The sequence below is a fragment of the Curtobacterium sp. NPDC089689 genome (genome assembly GCF_044749145.1).
Lineage (GTDB): Bacteria > Actinomycetota > Actinomycetes > Actinomycetales > Microbacteriaceae > Curtobacterium.
Window position 1 is genome coordinate 96,582 of sequence record NZ_JBIVHJ010000001.1, and the last position, 14,875, is coordinate 111,456.

Here is a 14,875-nt window from a genome sequence, read left to right on the forward strand (position 1 = left end):
TGGACAGTCCGCTCGAACGGACGTTCGACACGCCGGGTTCGTCCAGGAACGTCAGCCGGAGCGCGCACCGCTCACCAGCGCGCGACCGCCCCCACCCCGCCGAGCACCGACCGGGTCTTCGTCTCGACCTCGTCCGCTTCGTCCGCCGGGTCGGACGACCAGGTCACCGCACCGCCGGCCCCGAGGGTCCGTGCGAGCACACGGCCGTCGTCGTCGACCACCGTGACCAGTGTGCGGATGACCACCGACAGGTCCACCGCGCCGCTCGCCGAGAAGTACCCGACCGCACCCGAGTACACCCCGCGCGGCGCACCCTCGAGACGGTCCGCGATCGCCGTGGCGCTGCTCTTCGGCGCGCCCGCCATCGACCCCGGCGGGAACGCCGCTCGCACCGTCGCGGCCCGCGACGCCCCCGCCGGCAGCACCGCGGACACCGTCGACACGAGCTGGTGCACGCTCGTGTACGTCTCGACCGCACACAGCCGGTCGACGTGCACCGATCCGGGCACCGCCGTCCGGAGCAGGTCGTTGCGGAGCAGGTCGACGATCATCACGTTCTCCGCGCGGTCCTTCGCGCTCGCCGCGAGGTCCGCCCGCACCGCCGCGTCGGCCACGGGGTCGGCGACACGACGCCGGGTTCCCTTGATCGGCTCCGCGGTGACCACGCCGTCCGCCGTGATCCGCAGGAACCGCTCCGGCGACCGGCTGGCGACGCGGAGCGTCCCGAGGCGCAGGTACGCCCCGAACGGCACGGGGTCCGCAGCCCGCAGCCGCAGGTACTCGACGAGGTGGGGATCCGTGCCGGGGGCGACCCGTGCCTCCAGGCCGGGCACCGCGAACGCGGTGGTGAGGCAGACCTGGAACGCGTTGCCCTCGCGGATCTCGCGGCGGCACGTCTCGACGGCCGCCTCGTAGGCGGCGCGGGTGACGCGTCCCTGCGCGGGGACGGCCGGGAGGCCCGGGGGCACGTCGACGACGTCGGGGCGCGTGGGCAGGGCGGTCGCCTCCTCGAGCCAGACCCGGTTCGCCGCGCTGGCGTCCGGTTCCGTGTCGGCGACGAGGGCGAGCGCCCACGACGTGCCGTCCGGACCGGTGACCACCGCTCGGTCGACGAACCGGAGGTCCGCGTCGGGGTGGTCGGCGGCGGTCCGGTCGGGCCCGCCGGACTCACGGCCGAGCTCGTAGCCGAGGAACCCGACCCAGCCGAGTGCGAAGCCGCACCCTGCGACCGGCTCGGGCAGCCGCGGCGTCCGCGCCAGCAGGACGTCCAGCACGGCGAACGCGGGCTCGTCCGAGGTCCGGGACGGCCCGAACCACGCCAGGGCGGCCGGGGCGACGTCGAGGACCGCCTGCCGCTGCTCGTGCCGGAACCACGTGGCGAACGGTCCGTCGGTCACCGCGAGCACGGACCAGGCCGCCCGCTCCGCCGCCACCACGGGTGCACCGTCGGGCAGGCCGGAATCGAGCCACACGACGTCGGCGGCGCCGTCGGCGAGCAGTTCGAGGTCCGGCGAGCCCGCGAGGTGTCGGACCTCGATCCGCACCCCGGGGTCGTGGGTCGGATCACGGCGGTCGTGGGTCAGATCGCGGCGATCGTCCATGCTGCGGTGTGCGCGGCGCCCGGTTCGAGGACGAGGAGCCCGCGGTCGGCACCGGTGTTGAAGGCGTCCGGGGCGCAGGTCATCGGCTCGACCGCGAGGCCTGACCGGTGGTACCCGGGGACGACGTGGTCGGCGGTGTGCACCTGCACCCAGCCGCACTCCGCTCCGAAGGAGGCACGGACGCCGTGCCCGTCCGCGGCCACGACGTCGATGACGGCCGCGCCCTCGGTGTCGCGGACGAAGCCGGTGAAGGCGTGGTCGATGAACCGCGGGCCGATCAGGGTGGGCTCCCGCAGGTCGAACTCGTCGTGCACCGGCACCAGGGCGGTGGGGACGAGCCGGTCGGGCGTGACCTCGAGCACCTCGGCGGCGGGCAGCGTGAGCGTCCAGTCGTCGACCGACCCGGCACCCGCGACGAGGTACGGGTGCGGTCCGGTCCCCCACGGCGCCCGGGAAGGTCCGGTGTTCCGACCGGTGACCGCGGTGTGCAGTCCCTCGGCGTCGATGCGGTACTCGACCGTCACGACGACGCGGTGCGGGTACCCCTGCTGGGCGGGGACCGTGGTGGTGAGCACCGCGCGGTCGGGCTCGTGGGCCTCGACGGCGAAGTCGGTCCAGCCGACCAGGCCGTGCAGGGCGTGCTGGCGGGTCGGTTCGGTGAGGGCGAGCTCCTGCTCCGCACCGTCGAACGTGTAGCGACCGTCGACGACGCGGTTCGGCCACGGCGCGAGGACGGCTCCGCGGAACACCGGACGGACCTCGTCGGCGTCGAAGGGCACCACGAGGTCGCGTCCCTCGTGCCGGAGGGTGCGGAGCGATGCGCCGACCGTGGCGATGTCGGCGGTGTACCCGTCGGCGGTGATCGTCAGCTGCGATCCGGACAGCGGGGCACCCTCGCCCACGTGCTCAGCACTCATGGGGCCAGCGTATCGGGCCGGCCGGACTCGCTCGTACCGGGCGCAGCAACGGCGAAAGCCCCGCGGTTCCGGAGAACCGCGGGGCTTTCGATGGTGGATCTGAGGGGACTCGAACCCCTGACCCCCTGCATGCCATGCAGGTGCGCTACCAGCTGCGCCACAGACCCGTTGGGTGTTGCTTCGTGCTCCCGGTTCCCCGGAGGCACCATAGAAGCGTACACCATGCGAACGCCCGGGAACGAAATCGTCACCACCACCCGGGCGCGTCGTGCCTCGGTACGGGTCAGCCCTGTTCGACGGGCAGTTCGAGCGGGATCGTCGGGCAGTCCGCCCAGAGGCGCTCGAGGGAGTAGTACTGACGGTCTTCCTCGTGGAAGACGTGCACGACGATGTCCCCGAAGTCGATGAGCACCCAGCGTCCCTCGGAGCGGCCCTCACGACGCAGCGGCTTCGCGCCGGCCTCGATGAGACGCTCCTCGACCTCGTCGGCGATCGACAGGACGTTGCGCTCGTTCCGGCCGGTCGCCAGGAGGAACACGTCCGTCAGCTGGAGCGGCCCGGTCACGTCGAGTGCGACGAGGTCCTCGGCCTGCTTGGCGTCGGCCGCGGTCGCGGCGATCTGCACGAGTTCGAGTGCGCGTGAGGAGGCGGGCACGCAGGTCCTTCCGGTCGTCGCCCGACGTCGTGCCGGGCTGGGGTGCCGAGGGGATCGGCCCCGTCATCATAGGTCAGACGTCGGACACCGGCCAGCCGGCCCCGACGCGTTCGGCATCGCCCGGACGGCTCAGCCGAAGGGGTGGGTCGTGAGGAGCGCGACGATGATCACCGCGGCCGCCGCGACACCGACGGCGCCGACCGAGATCGCGAGGACCATCGGGGTCTTCGACTCCTTCGGCTTCGCCGCCGCGAGGACGACCTGCCGCGTGGAGGTGTGGCTCGACACCGCGCGGCTCGCACGGATCGGGCTGGCGTCGGTCTCGGGCTGCTCGTCGTGCTGCTCGAGCAAACGGTCGACCTCCGCGCCGTCGATCGGCCGGTGCGACCCGGTCGAGGAGAGCGACGCCGGCAGGTCGATCGAGCCGGTGAGGATGACCTCGCCGGTGGCGTTCAGCGCACCGGTCGGGTCCGCGAGCGCCGAGTTCGGCAGCACGATCGCGTTGGGGTTCGAGGTGGCGACACGGCGGGTGCCGGTCTCCTCGTCGTGGACCTCGGCGTCGTTCGAGTCGTGCGCGAGCGCCGACCAGTGCCCGGCCGCCGGCTGGAACGCGGTCGTGACGGGCTTGGGTTCGACGGGACGCTGGAACGCCGGAGGCACGCTGGAGGACGTCGCGGGATCGGCGGCGGGCCGCTGCACGGGCGTCTCGTTCGTGTCGTCGTCGAGGGACAGCGGGAAGACCCCGGGCGTCGCGGCGTCCACGGGCGGCAGCTTCGGTGCGATCGGCGCTGCCGGGGACGCTGCCGCGGCGGCGGTCGGCTCGTCCGCCGCCGTCGGTGCGGTGTCGTCGGTCGCTGCGGTGTCGTCCGTCGGTGCAGTGCCCTCGGGGGCAGCGGCGTCGGTGTCCGCATCGTGCGGCGCCCAGGTCGAGCGGTGGCGACGGGGCTCCTCGGCGTGCGCGGCGGCTTCCTCGAGGGGCTCGACCGCGTCCGGCGAACCGTCCGCTTCCGTCGCCTGCTGCACGGCGGCCTCGTCCAGCTCGACCGGCGACGCCGCAGCCTCGGCCGGAGCAGCCGTCGGCGCGGACGCGACCGGACCGGGGGTGGACCCGGCGGGCGCGTCGTGCTCGTCCTCGAGGGTGGACACCGAGCCGATGACGTCCTGGACCGTCCGGTCCGACGACTGCGGCGTCGGCGCCTGCAGCGGCACGGGCAGGACGGCCTGGACCTCGGCCTCGCGCATGAGACGCAGCTGACGGCGGGTCAGACCACCCGTACCGGGGACGATCTCGGTCGCGGACGCCGGGGGCACGTCGGGAACGCCGGCCTGTGCGGCGCCGGACGGTGCCGGCGCGACGTGCGAACCAGGCCGACGGCGGGCCTGCTCCGAACGGTCGGTGGACGCGGGTGCGGCGACGGTGGGCGGCGGTGTCGCGGGCTGGCCACCGGCGGCGGCAGCGCGCTCCCGCTCGCGCGCCTGGCGCCGCGACAGTGGCGGCTGCGCGTCGGACGAACTCATGCAACGCTCCGATACAGATGGTGCTTGGAGATGTACTGGACGACCCCGTCGGGCACCAGGTACCAGACGGGGAACCCGCGCCTGACCCGATCGCGGCAGTCGGTCGACGAGATCGCCAGCGCGGGCACCTCGAGCAGACTGACGTCCCGCTCCGGCAGGCCGGTGATGCTCAGGGCGTGGCCTGGGCGCGTCACGGCGACGAAGTGCGCGAGGTCCCAGAGGCCATCATGGTCTTTCCAGTCGAGGATCTGCTGAACGGCGTCCGCGCCCGAGATGAAGACCAGCTGCGCGTCCGGCCGCTGCTCGTGGAGGTCGCGCAGGGTGTCCACCGTGTAGGTCGGACCCGGCCGGTCGATGTCGACCCGACTGACCGTGAACATCGGGTTCGACGCGGTCGCCACCACCGTCATGAGGTACCGGTGCTCGGCGTCCGTGACGTCGGACTTCATGTACGGCTGACCGGTGGGGACGAACACCACCTCGTCGAGGTCGAACGCGCGCGCGACCTCGGACGCTGCCACGAGGTGGCCGTGGTGGATGGGGTCGAACGTGCCACCCATCACACCGATGCGCGGCCGCCCCGAGCTCTCGAGCATGGGGTGACGGATCAGAGCTTCGTGTGGCCGAACTCGTCGACGCCGGTCTCGTGGTGGCGAGTGGCCTCGAACTTGTGCGAGTGGCGGTAGGCGACGTCACGGAAGCTCCACGTCACGAACCCGAGGAACGCGAAGAAGAGGGCACCGACGAGCGGGAAGACGTACGCGGGGACCCCGGAGGCGTTCTCTGCGGCTTCGGCGAGGAGGGTCATCGTCATGTGCTCCGTTCGGTCGGTGGAAAGACGCCGTTCAGTCTAGCCGCGGATCTGGCCCTGACCGCGCACGATCCACTTGGTGCTCGTGAGTTCGGGCAGGCCCATCGGCCCGCGGGCGTGCAGCTTCTGCGTGGAGATGCCCACCTCGGCCCCGAAGCCGAACTCGCCACCGTCCGTGAACCGGGTGGAGGCGTTCACCATCACGACCGCCGAGTCGACGCCGGCGAGGAACCGCTCCGCCGTGTCGACGTCGTTCGTCACGATCGACTCGGTGTGGTGCGTCGACCAGGTCGCGATGTGCGCCATCGCCGCGGCGACGTCCGGGACGACGCGGATCGAGAGGTCGAGGTCCATCGACTCCGTCGCCCAGTCGGCGTCGGTCGCTCGGAGCACGCCCGGCACGATCGTCCGGGTGGCGTCGTCACCGCGGAGGGTCACCCCGGCAGCGCGGAGCCGGTCGGCCAGCACCGGCAGCAGCCGTTCGGCGGCCCGTTCGTGCACGAGGAGGGTCTCGAGGGCGTTGCACACGCTCGGCCGCTGCACCTTGCTGTTGAGCACGATGTCGACGGCGCGGTCCACCGGAGCGGACTCGTCGAGGAAGACGTGCACGACGCCGGCACCGGTCTCGATGACGGGCACCTGCGACTCCGTGACCACCGTCTGGATGAGCGAAGCGCTCCCCCGCGGGATCAGCACGTCGACGAGCCCTCGGGCCCGCATGAGCTCCGTCGCGCCCGTGCGACCGAACTCGTCGATCGTCTGGACCAGCTCGCGCGGCAGCCCGACCGAGGCCACCGCGTCCTGGATGCGCGCGACGAGCACGGCGTTCGTGCGCTGCGCCGCCGACCCACCCCGGAGCACGACGGCGTTGCCGCTCTTCAGCGCCAGGCTCGCGATGTCGACGGTGACGTTCGGCCGCGCCTCGTAGATGGCGCCGACGACGCCGAACGGCACCCGCACCTGGGTCAGCTGCAGGCCGTTCGGCAGCACCGAGCCGCGGACGTTCTGCCCGACCGGGTCCGTCAGACCGACGACGTGCTCGACGGCGACGGCGAGGGCGTCGATCCGTGCCGCGTCCAACCGGAGGCGGTCGAGCAGGCCCGACGACAGCCCGCCGTCCTCCCCCGCGACGAGGTCCTCGTGGTTGGCCCGGACGATCTCGTCCGTCGCGGCGCGCACCGCCGCGGCGATCGCGCCGAGCGCCGCGTCCTTGACGGCCGTGGTCGCGGTCGCGAGCACCGACGCCGCGTCGCGTGCGGCGACGAGCTTGTCGGTCAGGGTCGGAGCGGGTGCGGTCAGCGACATGGCTCGATCATAGGTCCGCCTCCCCCGCGATGACGTGGTGGGTCGTACGCCTGTGGATCCGGCCTGGAGGCGCGCGGCCGGTGCAGGGATCGCCGCACTCCGGTCGCGTCCCGACTCGCACGCCCGGCCTCTCGCGACCGGCGTGGTCGGTCGGTCACGACACGCCGCGCGCGTGGCGCGGGGCGGGCGGGAACGGTCGCTCTCCGGCCGCGGGACCGACGCATGGTGCCCATCCGCCGGACGTACCCGGGCGTGCCGGGGCCGCGCCGCGCCTCCAGGCCGCACCCCGCCGCACCCGGCTGCGCCCGGCCACGGCAGGCCACGGCAGGCCACACCCGGGCGCGCCGTACCTCCCAGCCGTGCCGTAGCCGGGCGCGCCGGGGCCGAGCCGTGCCTCCAGGCCGCACCGGGTCGCGCCCGGGCGCCAGCCGCGCACCTACGCCCGCGGCGCCGCCTCGAACCAGGTGCCGACGTCCTCGCCCGCCAGTGCCGACGCCACCAACGACGTCGCCGTCACGAGCACCGACGTCCCGGCGTCCGCTGCGAGCCGAGCCGCCGCGACCTTCGTGCCGGCACCACCGGTCCCGACGCCCGCGGCACCGATCGACCCGAACGTCACCCCTGCGAGTTCGTCGCCGTACGGCACGTGCTCGATCGGCTCCGCGCCGGGCTGCTGCGGCGGCTTGGTGTAGAGCGACTCGACGTCGGAGAGCAGCACGAGCGCGTCGGCCCCGAGCAGCCGGGCGACGAGCGCCGCGAGCCGGTCGTTGTCGCCGAAGCGGATCTCGTGCGTCGCGACGGTGTCGTTCTCGTTCACGATCGGCAGCACCCGCAGCGCGAGCAGCCGGTCGATCGCCCGCTGCGCGTTCACCCGGTGCGTGGGGTTCTGGAGGTCGCCGGCCGTCAGGAGGATCTGCGCCGCGACGACCCCGTGCCGGTCGAGCTCCTTCTGGTACCGGAACATCAGCACGTTCTGCCCCGTCGCCGCCGCCGCCTGCTGCGTCGCGAGGTCGTCGGGGCGTCCCTCGAGCCCGAGGAACGGGAACCCGGTCGCGATGGCGCCCGAGGAGACCAGCACCACCTCGGTGCCGCGCGCGTGGGCGGCACCGAGCGCATCGACGAGGGCGCCGATCTGCCCGACGTTCTCGCCGCTGACGGAGGACGACCCGACCTTCACGACGAGTCGTCGCGCCCGCGGGATGTCCGCGCGCGAGCGCACCCGGCCCAGGTCGGTGTCGGTCGCCTCGGTCATGCCCGGGTCAGTCCTTGCCCTCGTGGTGGCGCTCGACCTCACCGGAGAACGGGTCGGCGTCGTCCGCGTCGTCGTCCGCCCACAGGCCGGAGATGCGCTCCTGCTCGAGTTCGGCACGCGCGGCGGCCTTGGCGTCCATGCGCTCGAAGTACTCCTCGCGACGCTCGTTGCGGGTCGGTCGCGAGGTCGCGCCGATCCGGGAGTCCGTGCCGCGTGCACTCGTGATGAGCTCGGCGGTCGAGGTCAGCGTCGGCTCCCAGTCGAAGACCGTGCCGCCGTCGCCGCCGATGACCACCGTGGAGCCCGCGACCGCCCCGGCCTTGAACAGGCCGTCCTCGACCCCGAGCTTGGCGAGGCGGTCGGCGAGGTAGCCGATGGCCTCCTCGTTGGTGAAGTCCGTCTGCTGCACCCAACGCTCGGGCTTGGCACCCCGGACACGGTAGAAGCGGTGCTCCTCGCCGCCCTCGGCCCGGACGGTGAAGGGGACCTCGTCGACGGCCTTCGGGCGGAGGACGATGCGCTCCGGCTGCGGCTCGACAGCGCGCTCGGCACGGGCGCGCTCGACGATGTCGGCGAGGGCGAAGGTCAGTTCGCGGAGGCCCTTGTGCGAGGCCGTGGAGATCGGGAAGACGCGGTAGCCGCGGCCTTCGAGCTCGGCGCGCACGAAGTCGGCGAGCTCCGCGGCGTCCGGCACGTCGATCTTGTTCAGCGCGACGAGCTGCGGACGCTCGAGCAGCGGCACCTGGCCCTCCGGGACCGGGTAGCGCTCGAGCTCGCCGAGGATGACGTCGAGGTCGCTGATCGGATCACGGCCCGGGTCCATGGTGGCGCAGTCGATGACGTGGAGCAGGGCCTCGCAGCGCTCGACGTGGCGGAGGAACTCGAGCCCGAGGCCCTTGCCCTCCGACGCACCCTCGATGAGGCCGGGGACGTCGGCGACGGTGAAGCGGGTGGAACCGGATTCGACGACGCCGAGGTTCGGCGTCAGGGTCGTGAACGGGTAGTCGGCGATCTTCGGCTTCGCGGCGGACACCGCGGCGATCAGCGAGGACTTGCCGGCGCTCGGGAACCCGACGAGGGCGACGTCGGCGATCGTCTTCAGCTCGAGGCTGACGTCGCCGGACTCCCCCGGGGTGCCGAGGAGCGCGAACCCGGGCGCCTTGCGCTTCGTCGTCGCGAGCGCCGCGTTGCCGAGACCGCCTTGACCGCCGGCGGCCACGACGACGCGCATGCCGGGCTCGGTCATGTCGGCGACGACCTCGCCGCGCTCGTCGTGCACGACGGTGCCGATCGGGACGGGGAGCTCGAGCGTCTCGCCGCTGATCCCGCTCCGCATGTCACCCATGCCCGGCTGGCCGTTCTTCGACGAACGGTGCGGGGACCGGTGGTAGCCGAGCAGCGTCGTCACCTGGGGGTCGGCGACGAGCACGATGTCGCCACCGTCACCGCCGTTGCCGCCGTCCGGGCCGGCGAGGGGCTTGAACTTCTCACGGCGGACCGACACGCAGCCGTTGCCGCCGTCCCCCGCGCTGAGGTGCAGGGTCACGCGGTCGACGAAGGTCGCCATGGGTCCACTCCTTGGTGTTGCAAACAGAGAACGGGAGGGGCGGGCACGTGGCCCGCCCCTCCCGCAGAGTCAGATCGTGGGTCGCTTACGCAGCGCCGACGATGTTGACGACCTTGCGGCCGCCCTTGGTGCCGAACTCGACCGAACCGGCCGAGAGGGCGAACAGCGTGTCGTCGCCACCGCGGCCGACGTTGGCGCCGGGGTGGAAGTGCGTGCCGCGCTGGCGGACGATGATCTCGCCGGCGTTCACGACCTCGCCACCGAACCGCTTCACGCCGAGGCGCTGTGCGTTCGAGTCACGACCGTTGCGAGTGGAGCTCGCACCCTTCTTGTGTGCCATCTTCTACTCCCGCCTTACGCGATCTCGGTGATCTTGACGCGGGTGAGCTCAGCGCGGAAGCCCTGGCGCTTCTTGTACCCGGTCTTGTTCTTGAACTTCTGGATGACGACCTTCGGGCCGCGGAGGTCCTCGAGCACCTCGGCGGTGACGGTCACGTTCGCGAGCTCGGTCGCGGCCGACGTGATGGTGTCACCGTCCACGAGGAGCACCGGAGCGAGCTTGATCTTGCCCTTGTCGTCGGCCTTGGCACGGTCGATCGTGAGGATCGTGCCGACCTCGACCTTCTCCTGACGGCCGCCGGCGCGCACTACTGCGTAAACCACGTGGAATTCCTTACGTACTCTGCTTGAGGGAAGTCTCGGGTGCCCACTGCTGCACGAGCGGCTCCCGGGGAGGCCGGGCCCGATCGGCGACGCAGGCAGAACGGCCCGCTGACACCAGGGATCGAGAATACTCGATCCGACCGGGTCCGGTCAAACGGCGACACACGTACCATTGGCGGGTGACCGTCCTGATCGACCCGCCGACGTGGCCTGCGCACGACACACTGTGGTCGCACCTCGTCAGTGACGAATCGTACGACGAACTGCACGCCTTCGCGAGTGCCGCCGGTCTCCCCCGTCGCGGGTTCGACCACGACCACTACGACGTGCCGATGGCCCGCTACGACGAGCTCGTGGCCGCCGGTGCGACGCCGGTGACCGGTCGGGAGCTCGTGCTCCGGCTCATCCGCAGCGGCCTCCGGGTGGCGCAGCGGGACAAGCGCCCGTCCTGAGGGGCGGTCGCCCGTCCTGCGGGACGGCGCCGGGACACGCACGGCTCGACTCCGGCACCGGCCTGGAGGCACGGGTCGGTCCCGCCACGCCCGCCGGGACGCCTGCGTGGTCGCGTCAGCGCTGCGGCGGCACCCAGGGGTTCGCGGGCTGCTGCTGCTGCCCGACGGGCGGCTGTTGCGTGATCGGCGGCTGCTGCTGCCCGGCGGGCGGCGCGTACGGGTTCGGCTGCTGCTGCCCGACGGGCGGCGCGTACGGGTTCGGCTGCTGCTGGGAGCCTCCCGCGCCCTGGACGGTGGCCGCGGGCACGGCATCGGGCTGCCGGAGCGTCCCAGGGGCACCCAGCGGCCGGCGCGTACCGCCTCGCGGGCGTCCGAGCCACAGCCACGCGGCCGTCGTCGTGGCCACGAGCATGAGCGTCAGCGGGAGGCCGCTCTGCAGCGGCACCGTCACGATGCTCGTCACGAGTCGAGCTGCCCCGAACCCGCGGACCGCGCCGAACGCACCGGTGAACACCCCGACGAGCGCGAGCGCGATCGTCCCCGCCGCCCCGGCGAGCACGGCACGCAGGAGGATCACGGGCAGCGGACTCCGCCGTGCGACCGGCACCAGGAACGCGAGCGCGAGGAACGCGCCGACGTGGAACGGCAGGGGTGCGAGGAAGACCCCGTGCACGAACCCCGCGACGATGCTGTCCCCCGCGCCGTAGCGCGCGAACGGGCTCACCACGAGGGAGGTGCCGAGGAGCCCGACGAGTCCGGACACGAACTCGACCACGATCACCGAGACGACCGCGATGAGCGCACCCGTCGTGTTCGTCACGGACGCGCCCGGGGCGAACGCGCGCCGGGGGTCGCCGGTCGGACGGCGACGCTGCGCGGGTGCCGGCGGCGCGTACGGCACACCGGTCGCCGACCCGGGCCCGGGCATCGGCCCGGGCCCGGGCACCGGCGCGGGCTGCTGCCAGCCCGCGCCGTAGTACCCGCGGTCGTGCTGCCCCTGGTCCCCCGCGTTCGTCACGCTCAGTTCCCCACGATCACGGCGCCGTCCTCGGGCGCGTCGCCCTCGGTGGACGCCGGTGCGCTGATGCTCGGCGACGACACCCGTCGGGAGCGCGAGCGGCCCTGACCGGGCTGCTTCGGCTCCGGGAGCGCGTTGAGGACCGAGTCGAGCAGCGACTCCGCGTCCGCCGCGGGCACGGCACGGGGCTCGCGCTTCGTGACGGCGACGGGGATGTCGAGGATCGCGACGGTGTTCTCGGTCGGGGTCACCGGGGCGCTCGAGCTGACCCGACGACGGACCGGGGTGGTCGAAGCCGGGGCAGCATCGGCGGTCGGCGCCGCCTCGACGGGGGCGTCCGCGACCGGAGCGGCATCGGCCGACACGTCCGCGTCCGCAGTCGACGACGTCGACCCGCCGGCGGCCACGGCCCCGGACTCGTCGACGGACGTCGAGGCACCGGTGGCCTGCGGCTCGCCGCCGCTGCGGCTGCCACGGCGACGACGACGCTTCGGAGCACCCGAGGACTCGGCGGGAGCCTCGGACGACGACGACGACGAGGACGTCGACGAGGCGGGTGCCTCCGGAGCGGACTCCGGCGTGGCCGGGTCCGCGACACCGGTGACTGCCACGCCGGTCACAGCGGCGGCCTCGGCGGCGGCGCGCTCCTCGTGCGGCAGGGTCGACGCCGCGATGCGGGACAGCGCGTTCTTCACGTCGTCGGTGATCTGGTGGGTCTGCGAGCCGTGGCCGTTCGACGAGGTACCGCCGTTGCCGTTCGAGCCACCGTTGCCGGTGCCGTTGCCACCGTTGCCGTTCGACCCGCCGCCGTTGCCGCCGCGGCTCTTCCGACGACCCTTCGAGGGGCCGGGGTCGGCGTTGTTGTCGTTGACCTTCGCGTTGACCTCCTCGAGCGACTCGCGGAGCCCGACGCCGATCTTCTTGCGGGTCATCTGCACGAGGCCGAGCGAGGTGACCTCGGCGACCTGGTGCTTCGTGCGGTCGCGGCTCAGGCACTCGACGAGTCGACGCAGCACGAGGTCGCGGTTCGACTCGAGCACCATGTCGATGAAGTCGACGACGATGATGCCGCCGATGTCCCGCAGACGGAGCTGACGGACGATCTCCTCGGCGGCCTCGAGGTTGTTCTTCGTGACGGTCTCCTCGAGGTTGCCGCCGGACCCGACGAACTTCCCCGTGTTGACGTCGACGACCGTCATGGCCTCGGTGCGGTCGATGACGAGCGAACCACCGGAGGGCAGCCAGACCTTGCGGTCGAGGGCCTTCTCGATCTGCTCGTTGAGGCGGTACTCCTCGAAGGAGTCCGGGCCGTCGTAGATCTCGACGCGGTCCTTGAGGTCCGGCGCGACGGCGTCGAGGTAGTCCTCGATGGTCCCGCGTGCGGCGTCGCCGTCGATGATGAGCTTGGTGAAGTCCTCGTTGAAGACGTCCCGCACGATCTTGACGAGCAGGTCGGGCTCGGAGTGCAGCATGACCGGGGCGTGCCCGTTCGCGACCTTCTTCTGGATCGCCTCCCACTGGCTCGTGAGACGCTGCACGTCGCGGGTGAGCTGCTCCTCGGTCGCGCCCTCGGCAGCCGTGCGGACGATGACGCCGGCGTGCTCGGGCAGGACCTCCTTGAGGATCTTCTTCAGGCGCGCACGCTCGGTGTCGGGCAGCTTGCGGGAGATGCCGTTCATCGAGCCGTTCGGCACGTAGACGAGGTAGCGGCCGGGCAGCGAGACCTGCGAGGTGAGGCGCGCGCCCTTGTGGCCGACCGGGTCCTTCGTGACCTGCACGAGCACCTTGTCGCCGGGCTTGAGCGCCGACTCGATGCGCCGACCGTGGCTGGTGTCCACGGAGTTCCAGTCGACCTCGCCCGCGTAGAGCACGGCGTTGCGACCGCGGCCGATGTCGACGAACGCCGCCTCCATCGAGGGCAGCACGTTCTGCACCTTGCCGAGGTAGACGTTGCCGATCAGCGACACGTTGTGCGACTTCGTCACGTAGTGCTCGGCGAGCACGCCGTCCTCGAGGACGCCGATCTCGATCTTCTGCGAGCTGGAGCGCACGATCATCTGGCGGTCGACGCTCTCGCGGCGGGCGAGGAACTCGTCCTCGGTGATCACCTGACGGCGACGGCCGGCATCACGGCCGTCGCGCCGGCGCTGCTTCTTGGCCTCGAGTCGCGTCGAGCCCTTGATGCGCTGCGGTTCGGTGATGAGCTCCGGCTCGCGGTCGCGCTCGCGCTCACGACGGCGCGGCTCGGCCGGCTCGGCGGCGCCACCGAACGAGCTGCCTCCGCGACGGCGGGAACGGCGACGGCCGCCGCCCTGCTCGTCCTCGTCGTCCTCGGGAGCCGAGCGGGGCGCACGCGGCGGCAGGTCCGGGAGGACCGGCGCGTGGAAGATCAGGCTCGTCGTGCTGGTCGCGCGGGGGACGAACGGCTCGTCGACGGGCTCCGCCGGACTGGAGGCACTACTCGCGTCCGCCGCGGCGGTCACGCCCGTCTCCGGTGCGGCGGCGATCTCCGTGGCGGCGTCGTCCGTGGCGACCACCGGCAGGTCGCCGGTGAGGGTGCTCACGTCGTGCGGCTCGTCACCGCCCGCCGTCGCCTCGACCGCGACCGACACCGCGGGTGCCGCGTCGTCGGTCAGCGCGACGGTCTCGGTGCCGACCTCCGCCGGGGCGTCGGCGACGGGAGCCTCCGCGGCCGACGCGGCGACGTCCCGCGAGCCGGCCGTCTGCTCGACGGGAGCCGACTGCTCGACGTCCCCCCGGGCCTCCAGGTCGGCCGAGCGGGCTCGGCGACCGCCGAACAGGCGGCTCCGGCGCTTCGGCGTCTCGTCGTTCTTCGTGTTGTCGTTGTTGTTCTGCTCCACCATGGAACTGGTGCACTCCTCGGCCCCGCTCGAGCCCTGTCGGGCGGCGGGAATTCTCGTGTGTCGGGTGGCGTCCACGCCCCCGTGCTCGTTGTCGTTCGCGACCGGTCCGCGGCAACTTGTGGTGCGTCCGCGCCCGTTCGTCCCCGGGCACCCGGCCCGGGCTTCGCGGAGCGTCGGAGTGACGCGTGTTCCGGTCGCGGCACGCTCTCACCGTGCCTGTTCGGTCCGGGACCAGCCCGGAAAGCTCACGCC

The 14,875-nt window shown here is 72.8% G+C and carries 14 protein-coding genes and 1 tRNA gene; 1 reads left to right on the forward strand and 14 read right to left on the reverse strand.

The features are described 5' to 3' along the window. Positions 1-71: 71 nt before the first annotated feature. The 12 genes from ACIPYW_RS00455 to rplU all read right to left on the reverse strand — a co-directional run bounded on the left by ACIPYW_RS00455 (position 72) and on the right by rplU (position 10,289). On the reverse strand, positions 72-1,601 hold the full coding sequence (locus tag ACIPYW_RS00455) for an anthranilate synthase component I family protein (protein WP_400409824.1): 1,530 nt from the start codon (positions 1,599-1,601) through the stop codon (positions 72-74). Further along, entirely contained in the window at positions 1,580-2,518 is a 939-nt protein-coding gene (locus tag ACIPYW_RS00460) for an aldose 1-epimerase family protein (protein WP_400409826.1), read from the reverse strand. The genes ACIPYW_RS00455 and ACIPYW_RS00460 overlap by 22 nt, the downstream gene beginning before the upstream one ends. 91 nt (positions 2,519-2,609) lie before the next feature. Continuing rightward, a tRNA-Ala gene (locus tag ACIPYW_RS00465) sits at positions 2,610-2,685 on the reverse strand. Between the two features lie 116 nt (positions 2,686-2,801). Beyond that, the gene (rsfS, locus tag ACIPYW_RS00470; RefSeq protein ID WP_058724849.1) at positions 2,802-3,173 is read right to left on the reverse strand and encodes a ribosome silencing factor; all 372 of its coding nucleotides are present in this window, start codon (positions 3,171-3,173) and stop codon (positions 2,802-2,804) included. Positions 3,174-3,302: 129 nt separating this feature from the next. Beyond that, positions 3,303-4,691, reverse strand: a complete 1,389-nt coding sequence (locus tag ACIPYW_RS00475) for a hypothetical protein (RefSeq protein WP_400409829.1) — start codon at positions 4,689-4,691, stop codon at positions 3,303-3,305. Then, complete coding sequence (gene nadD / locus ACIPYW_RS00480) at positions 4,688-5,287, reverse strand: nicotinate-nucleotide adenylyltransferase (protein WP_290132347.1); 600 nt, start codon at positions 5,285-5,287, stop codon at positions 4,688-4,690. The genes ACIPYW_RS00475 and nadD overlap by 4 nt, the downstream gene beginning before the upstream one ends. Before the next feature lie 11 nt (positions 5,288-5,298). Next, on the reverse strand, positions 5,299-5,505 hold the full coding sequence (locus tag ACIPYW_RS00485) for a hypothetical protein (RefSeq protein WP_058724852.1): 207 nt from the start codon (positions 5,503-5,505) through the stop codon (positions 5,299-5,301). Between the two features lie 36 nt (positions 5,506-5,541). Beyond that, the gene (locus ACIPYW_RS00490; RefSeq protein WP_400409831.1) at positions 5,542-6,807 is read right to left on the reverse strand and encodes a glutamate-5-semialdehyde dehydrogenase; all 1,266 of its coding nucleotides are present in this window, start codon (positions 6,805-6,807) and stop codon (positions 5,542-5,544) included. Positions 6,808-7,243: 436 nt separating this feature from the next. Then, positions 7,244-8,059: a glutamate 5-kinase gene (gene proB / locus ACIPYW_RS00495; RefSeq protein WP_400409833.1), complete on the reverse strand. Its 816-nt coding sequence runs from the start codon at positions 8,057-8,059 to the stop codon at positions 7,244-7,246. Positions 8,060-8,066: 7 nt separating this feature from the next. Further along, complete coding sequence (gene obgE / locus ACIPYW_RS00500; RefSeq protein WP_400409835.1) at positions 8,067-9,626, reverse strand: GTPase ObgE; 1,560 nt, start codon at positions 9,624-9,626, stop codon at positions 8,067-8,069. Positions 9,627-9,711: 85 nt separating this feature from the next. Then, complete coding sequence (gene rpmA / locus ACIPYW_RS00505; protein ID WP_096898671.1) at positions 9,712-9,966, reverse strand: 50S ribosomal protein L27; 255 nt, start codon at positions 9,964-9,966, stop codon at positions 9,712-9,714. Positions 9,967-9,980: 14 nt separating this feature from the next. Then, the gene (gene rplU, locus ACIPYW_RS00510; protein WP_058724856.1) at positions 9,981-10,289 is read right to left on the reverse strand and encodes a 50S ribosomal protein L21; all 309 of its coding nucleotides are present in this window, start codon (positions 10,287-10,289) and stop codon (positions 9,981-9,983) included. Between the two features lie 179 nt (positions 10,290-10,468). On the opposite strand from rplU, the gene ACIPYW_RS00515 reads away from it, so the two are divergent. After that, positions 10,469-10,741, forward strand: a complete 273-nt coding sequence (locus tag ACIPYW_RS00515; RefSeq protein ID WP_290132351.1) for a DUF4031 domain-containing protein — start codon at positions 10,469-10,471, stop codon at positions 10,739-10,741. A gap of 115 nt (positions 10,742-10,856) precedes the next feature. Here the strand turns inward: ACIPYW_RS00515 and ACIPYW_RS00520 are convergent, their stop codons facing one another. Together ACIPYW_RS00520 and ACIPYW_RS00525 are read right to left on the reverse strand one after the other, a co-directional pair. Further along, positions 10,857-11,759, reverse strand: a complete 903-nt coding sequence (locus tag ACIPYW_RS00520; protein ID WP_400409839.1) for a hypothetical protein — start codon at positions 11,757-11,759, stop codon at positions 10,857-10,859. A gap of 2 nt (positions 11,760-11,761) precedes the next feature. Beyond that, entirely contained in the window at positions 11,762-14,623 is a 2,862-nt protein-coding gene (locus ACIPYW_RS00525) for an Rne/Rng family ribonuclease (RefSeq protein WP_400409842.1), read from the reverse strand. Positions 14,624-14,875: the final 252 nt, after the last annotated feature.

Coding starts and splice junctions, on each gene's coding strand:
- ACIPYW_RS00455 (WP_400409824.1), bottom strand. CDS start 1,601: ATGGACGATCGCCGCGATCTGACCCACGACCGCCGTGATCCGACCCAC.
- ACIPYW_RS00460 (WP_400409826.1), bottom strand. CDS start 2,518: ATGAGTGCTGAGCACGTGGGCGAGGGTGCCCCGCTGTCCGGATCGCAG.
- ACIPYW_RS00475 (WP_400409829.1), bottom strand. CDS start 4,691: ATGAGTTCGTCCGACGCGCAGCCGCCACTGTCGCGGCGCCAGGCGCGC.
- nadD (WP_290132347.1), bottom strand. CDS start 5,287: ATGCTCGAGAGCTCGGGGCGGCCGCGCATCGGTGTGATGGGTGGCACG.
- ACIPYW_RS00485 (WP_058724852.1), bottom strand. CDS start 5,505: ATGACGATGACCCTCCTCGCCGAAGCCGCAGAGAACGCCTCCGGGGTC.
- ACIPYW_RS00490 (WP_400409831.1), bottom strand. CDS start 6,807: ATGTCGCTGACCGCACCCGCTCCGACCCTGACCGACAAGCTCGTCGCC.
- proB (WP_400409833.1), bottom strand. CDS start 8,059: ATGACCGAGGCGACCGACACCGACCTGGGCCGGGTGCGCTCGCGCGCG.
- obgE (WP_400409835.1), bottom strand. CDS start 9,626: ATGGCGACCTTCGTCGACCGCGTGACCCTGCACCTCAGCGCGGGGGAC.
- rpmA (WP_096898671.1), bottom strand. CDS start 9,966: ATGGCACACAAGAAGGGTGCGAGCTCCACTCGCAACGGTCGTGACTCG.
- ACIPYW_RS00525 (WP_400409842.1), bottom strand. CDS start 14,623: ATGGTGGAGCAGAACAACAACGACAACACGAAGAACGACGAGACGCCG.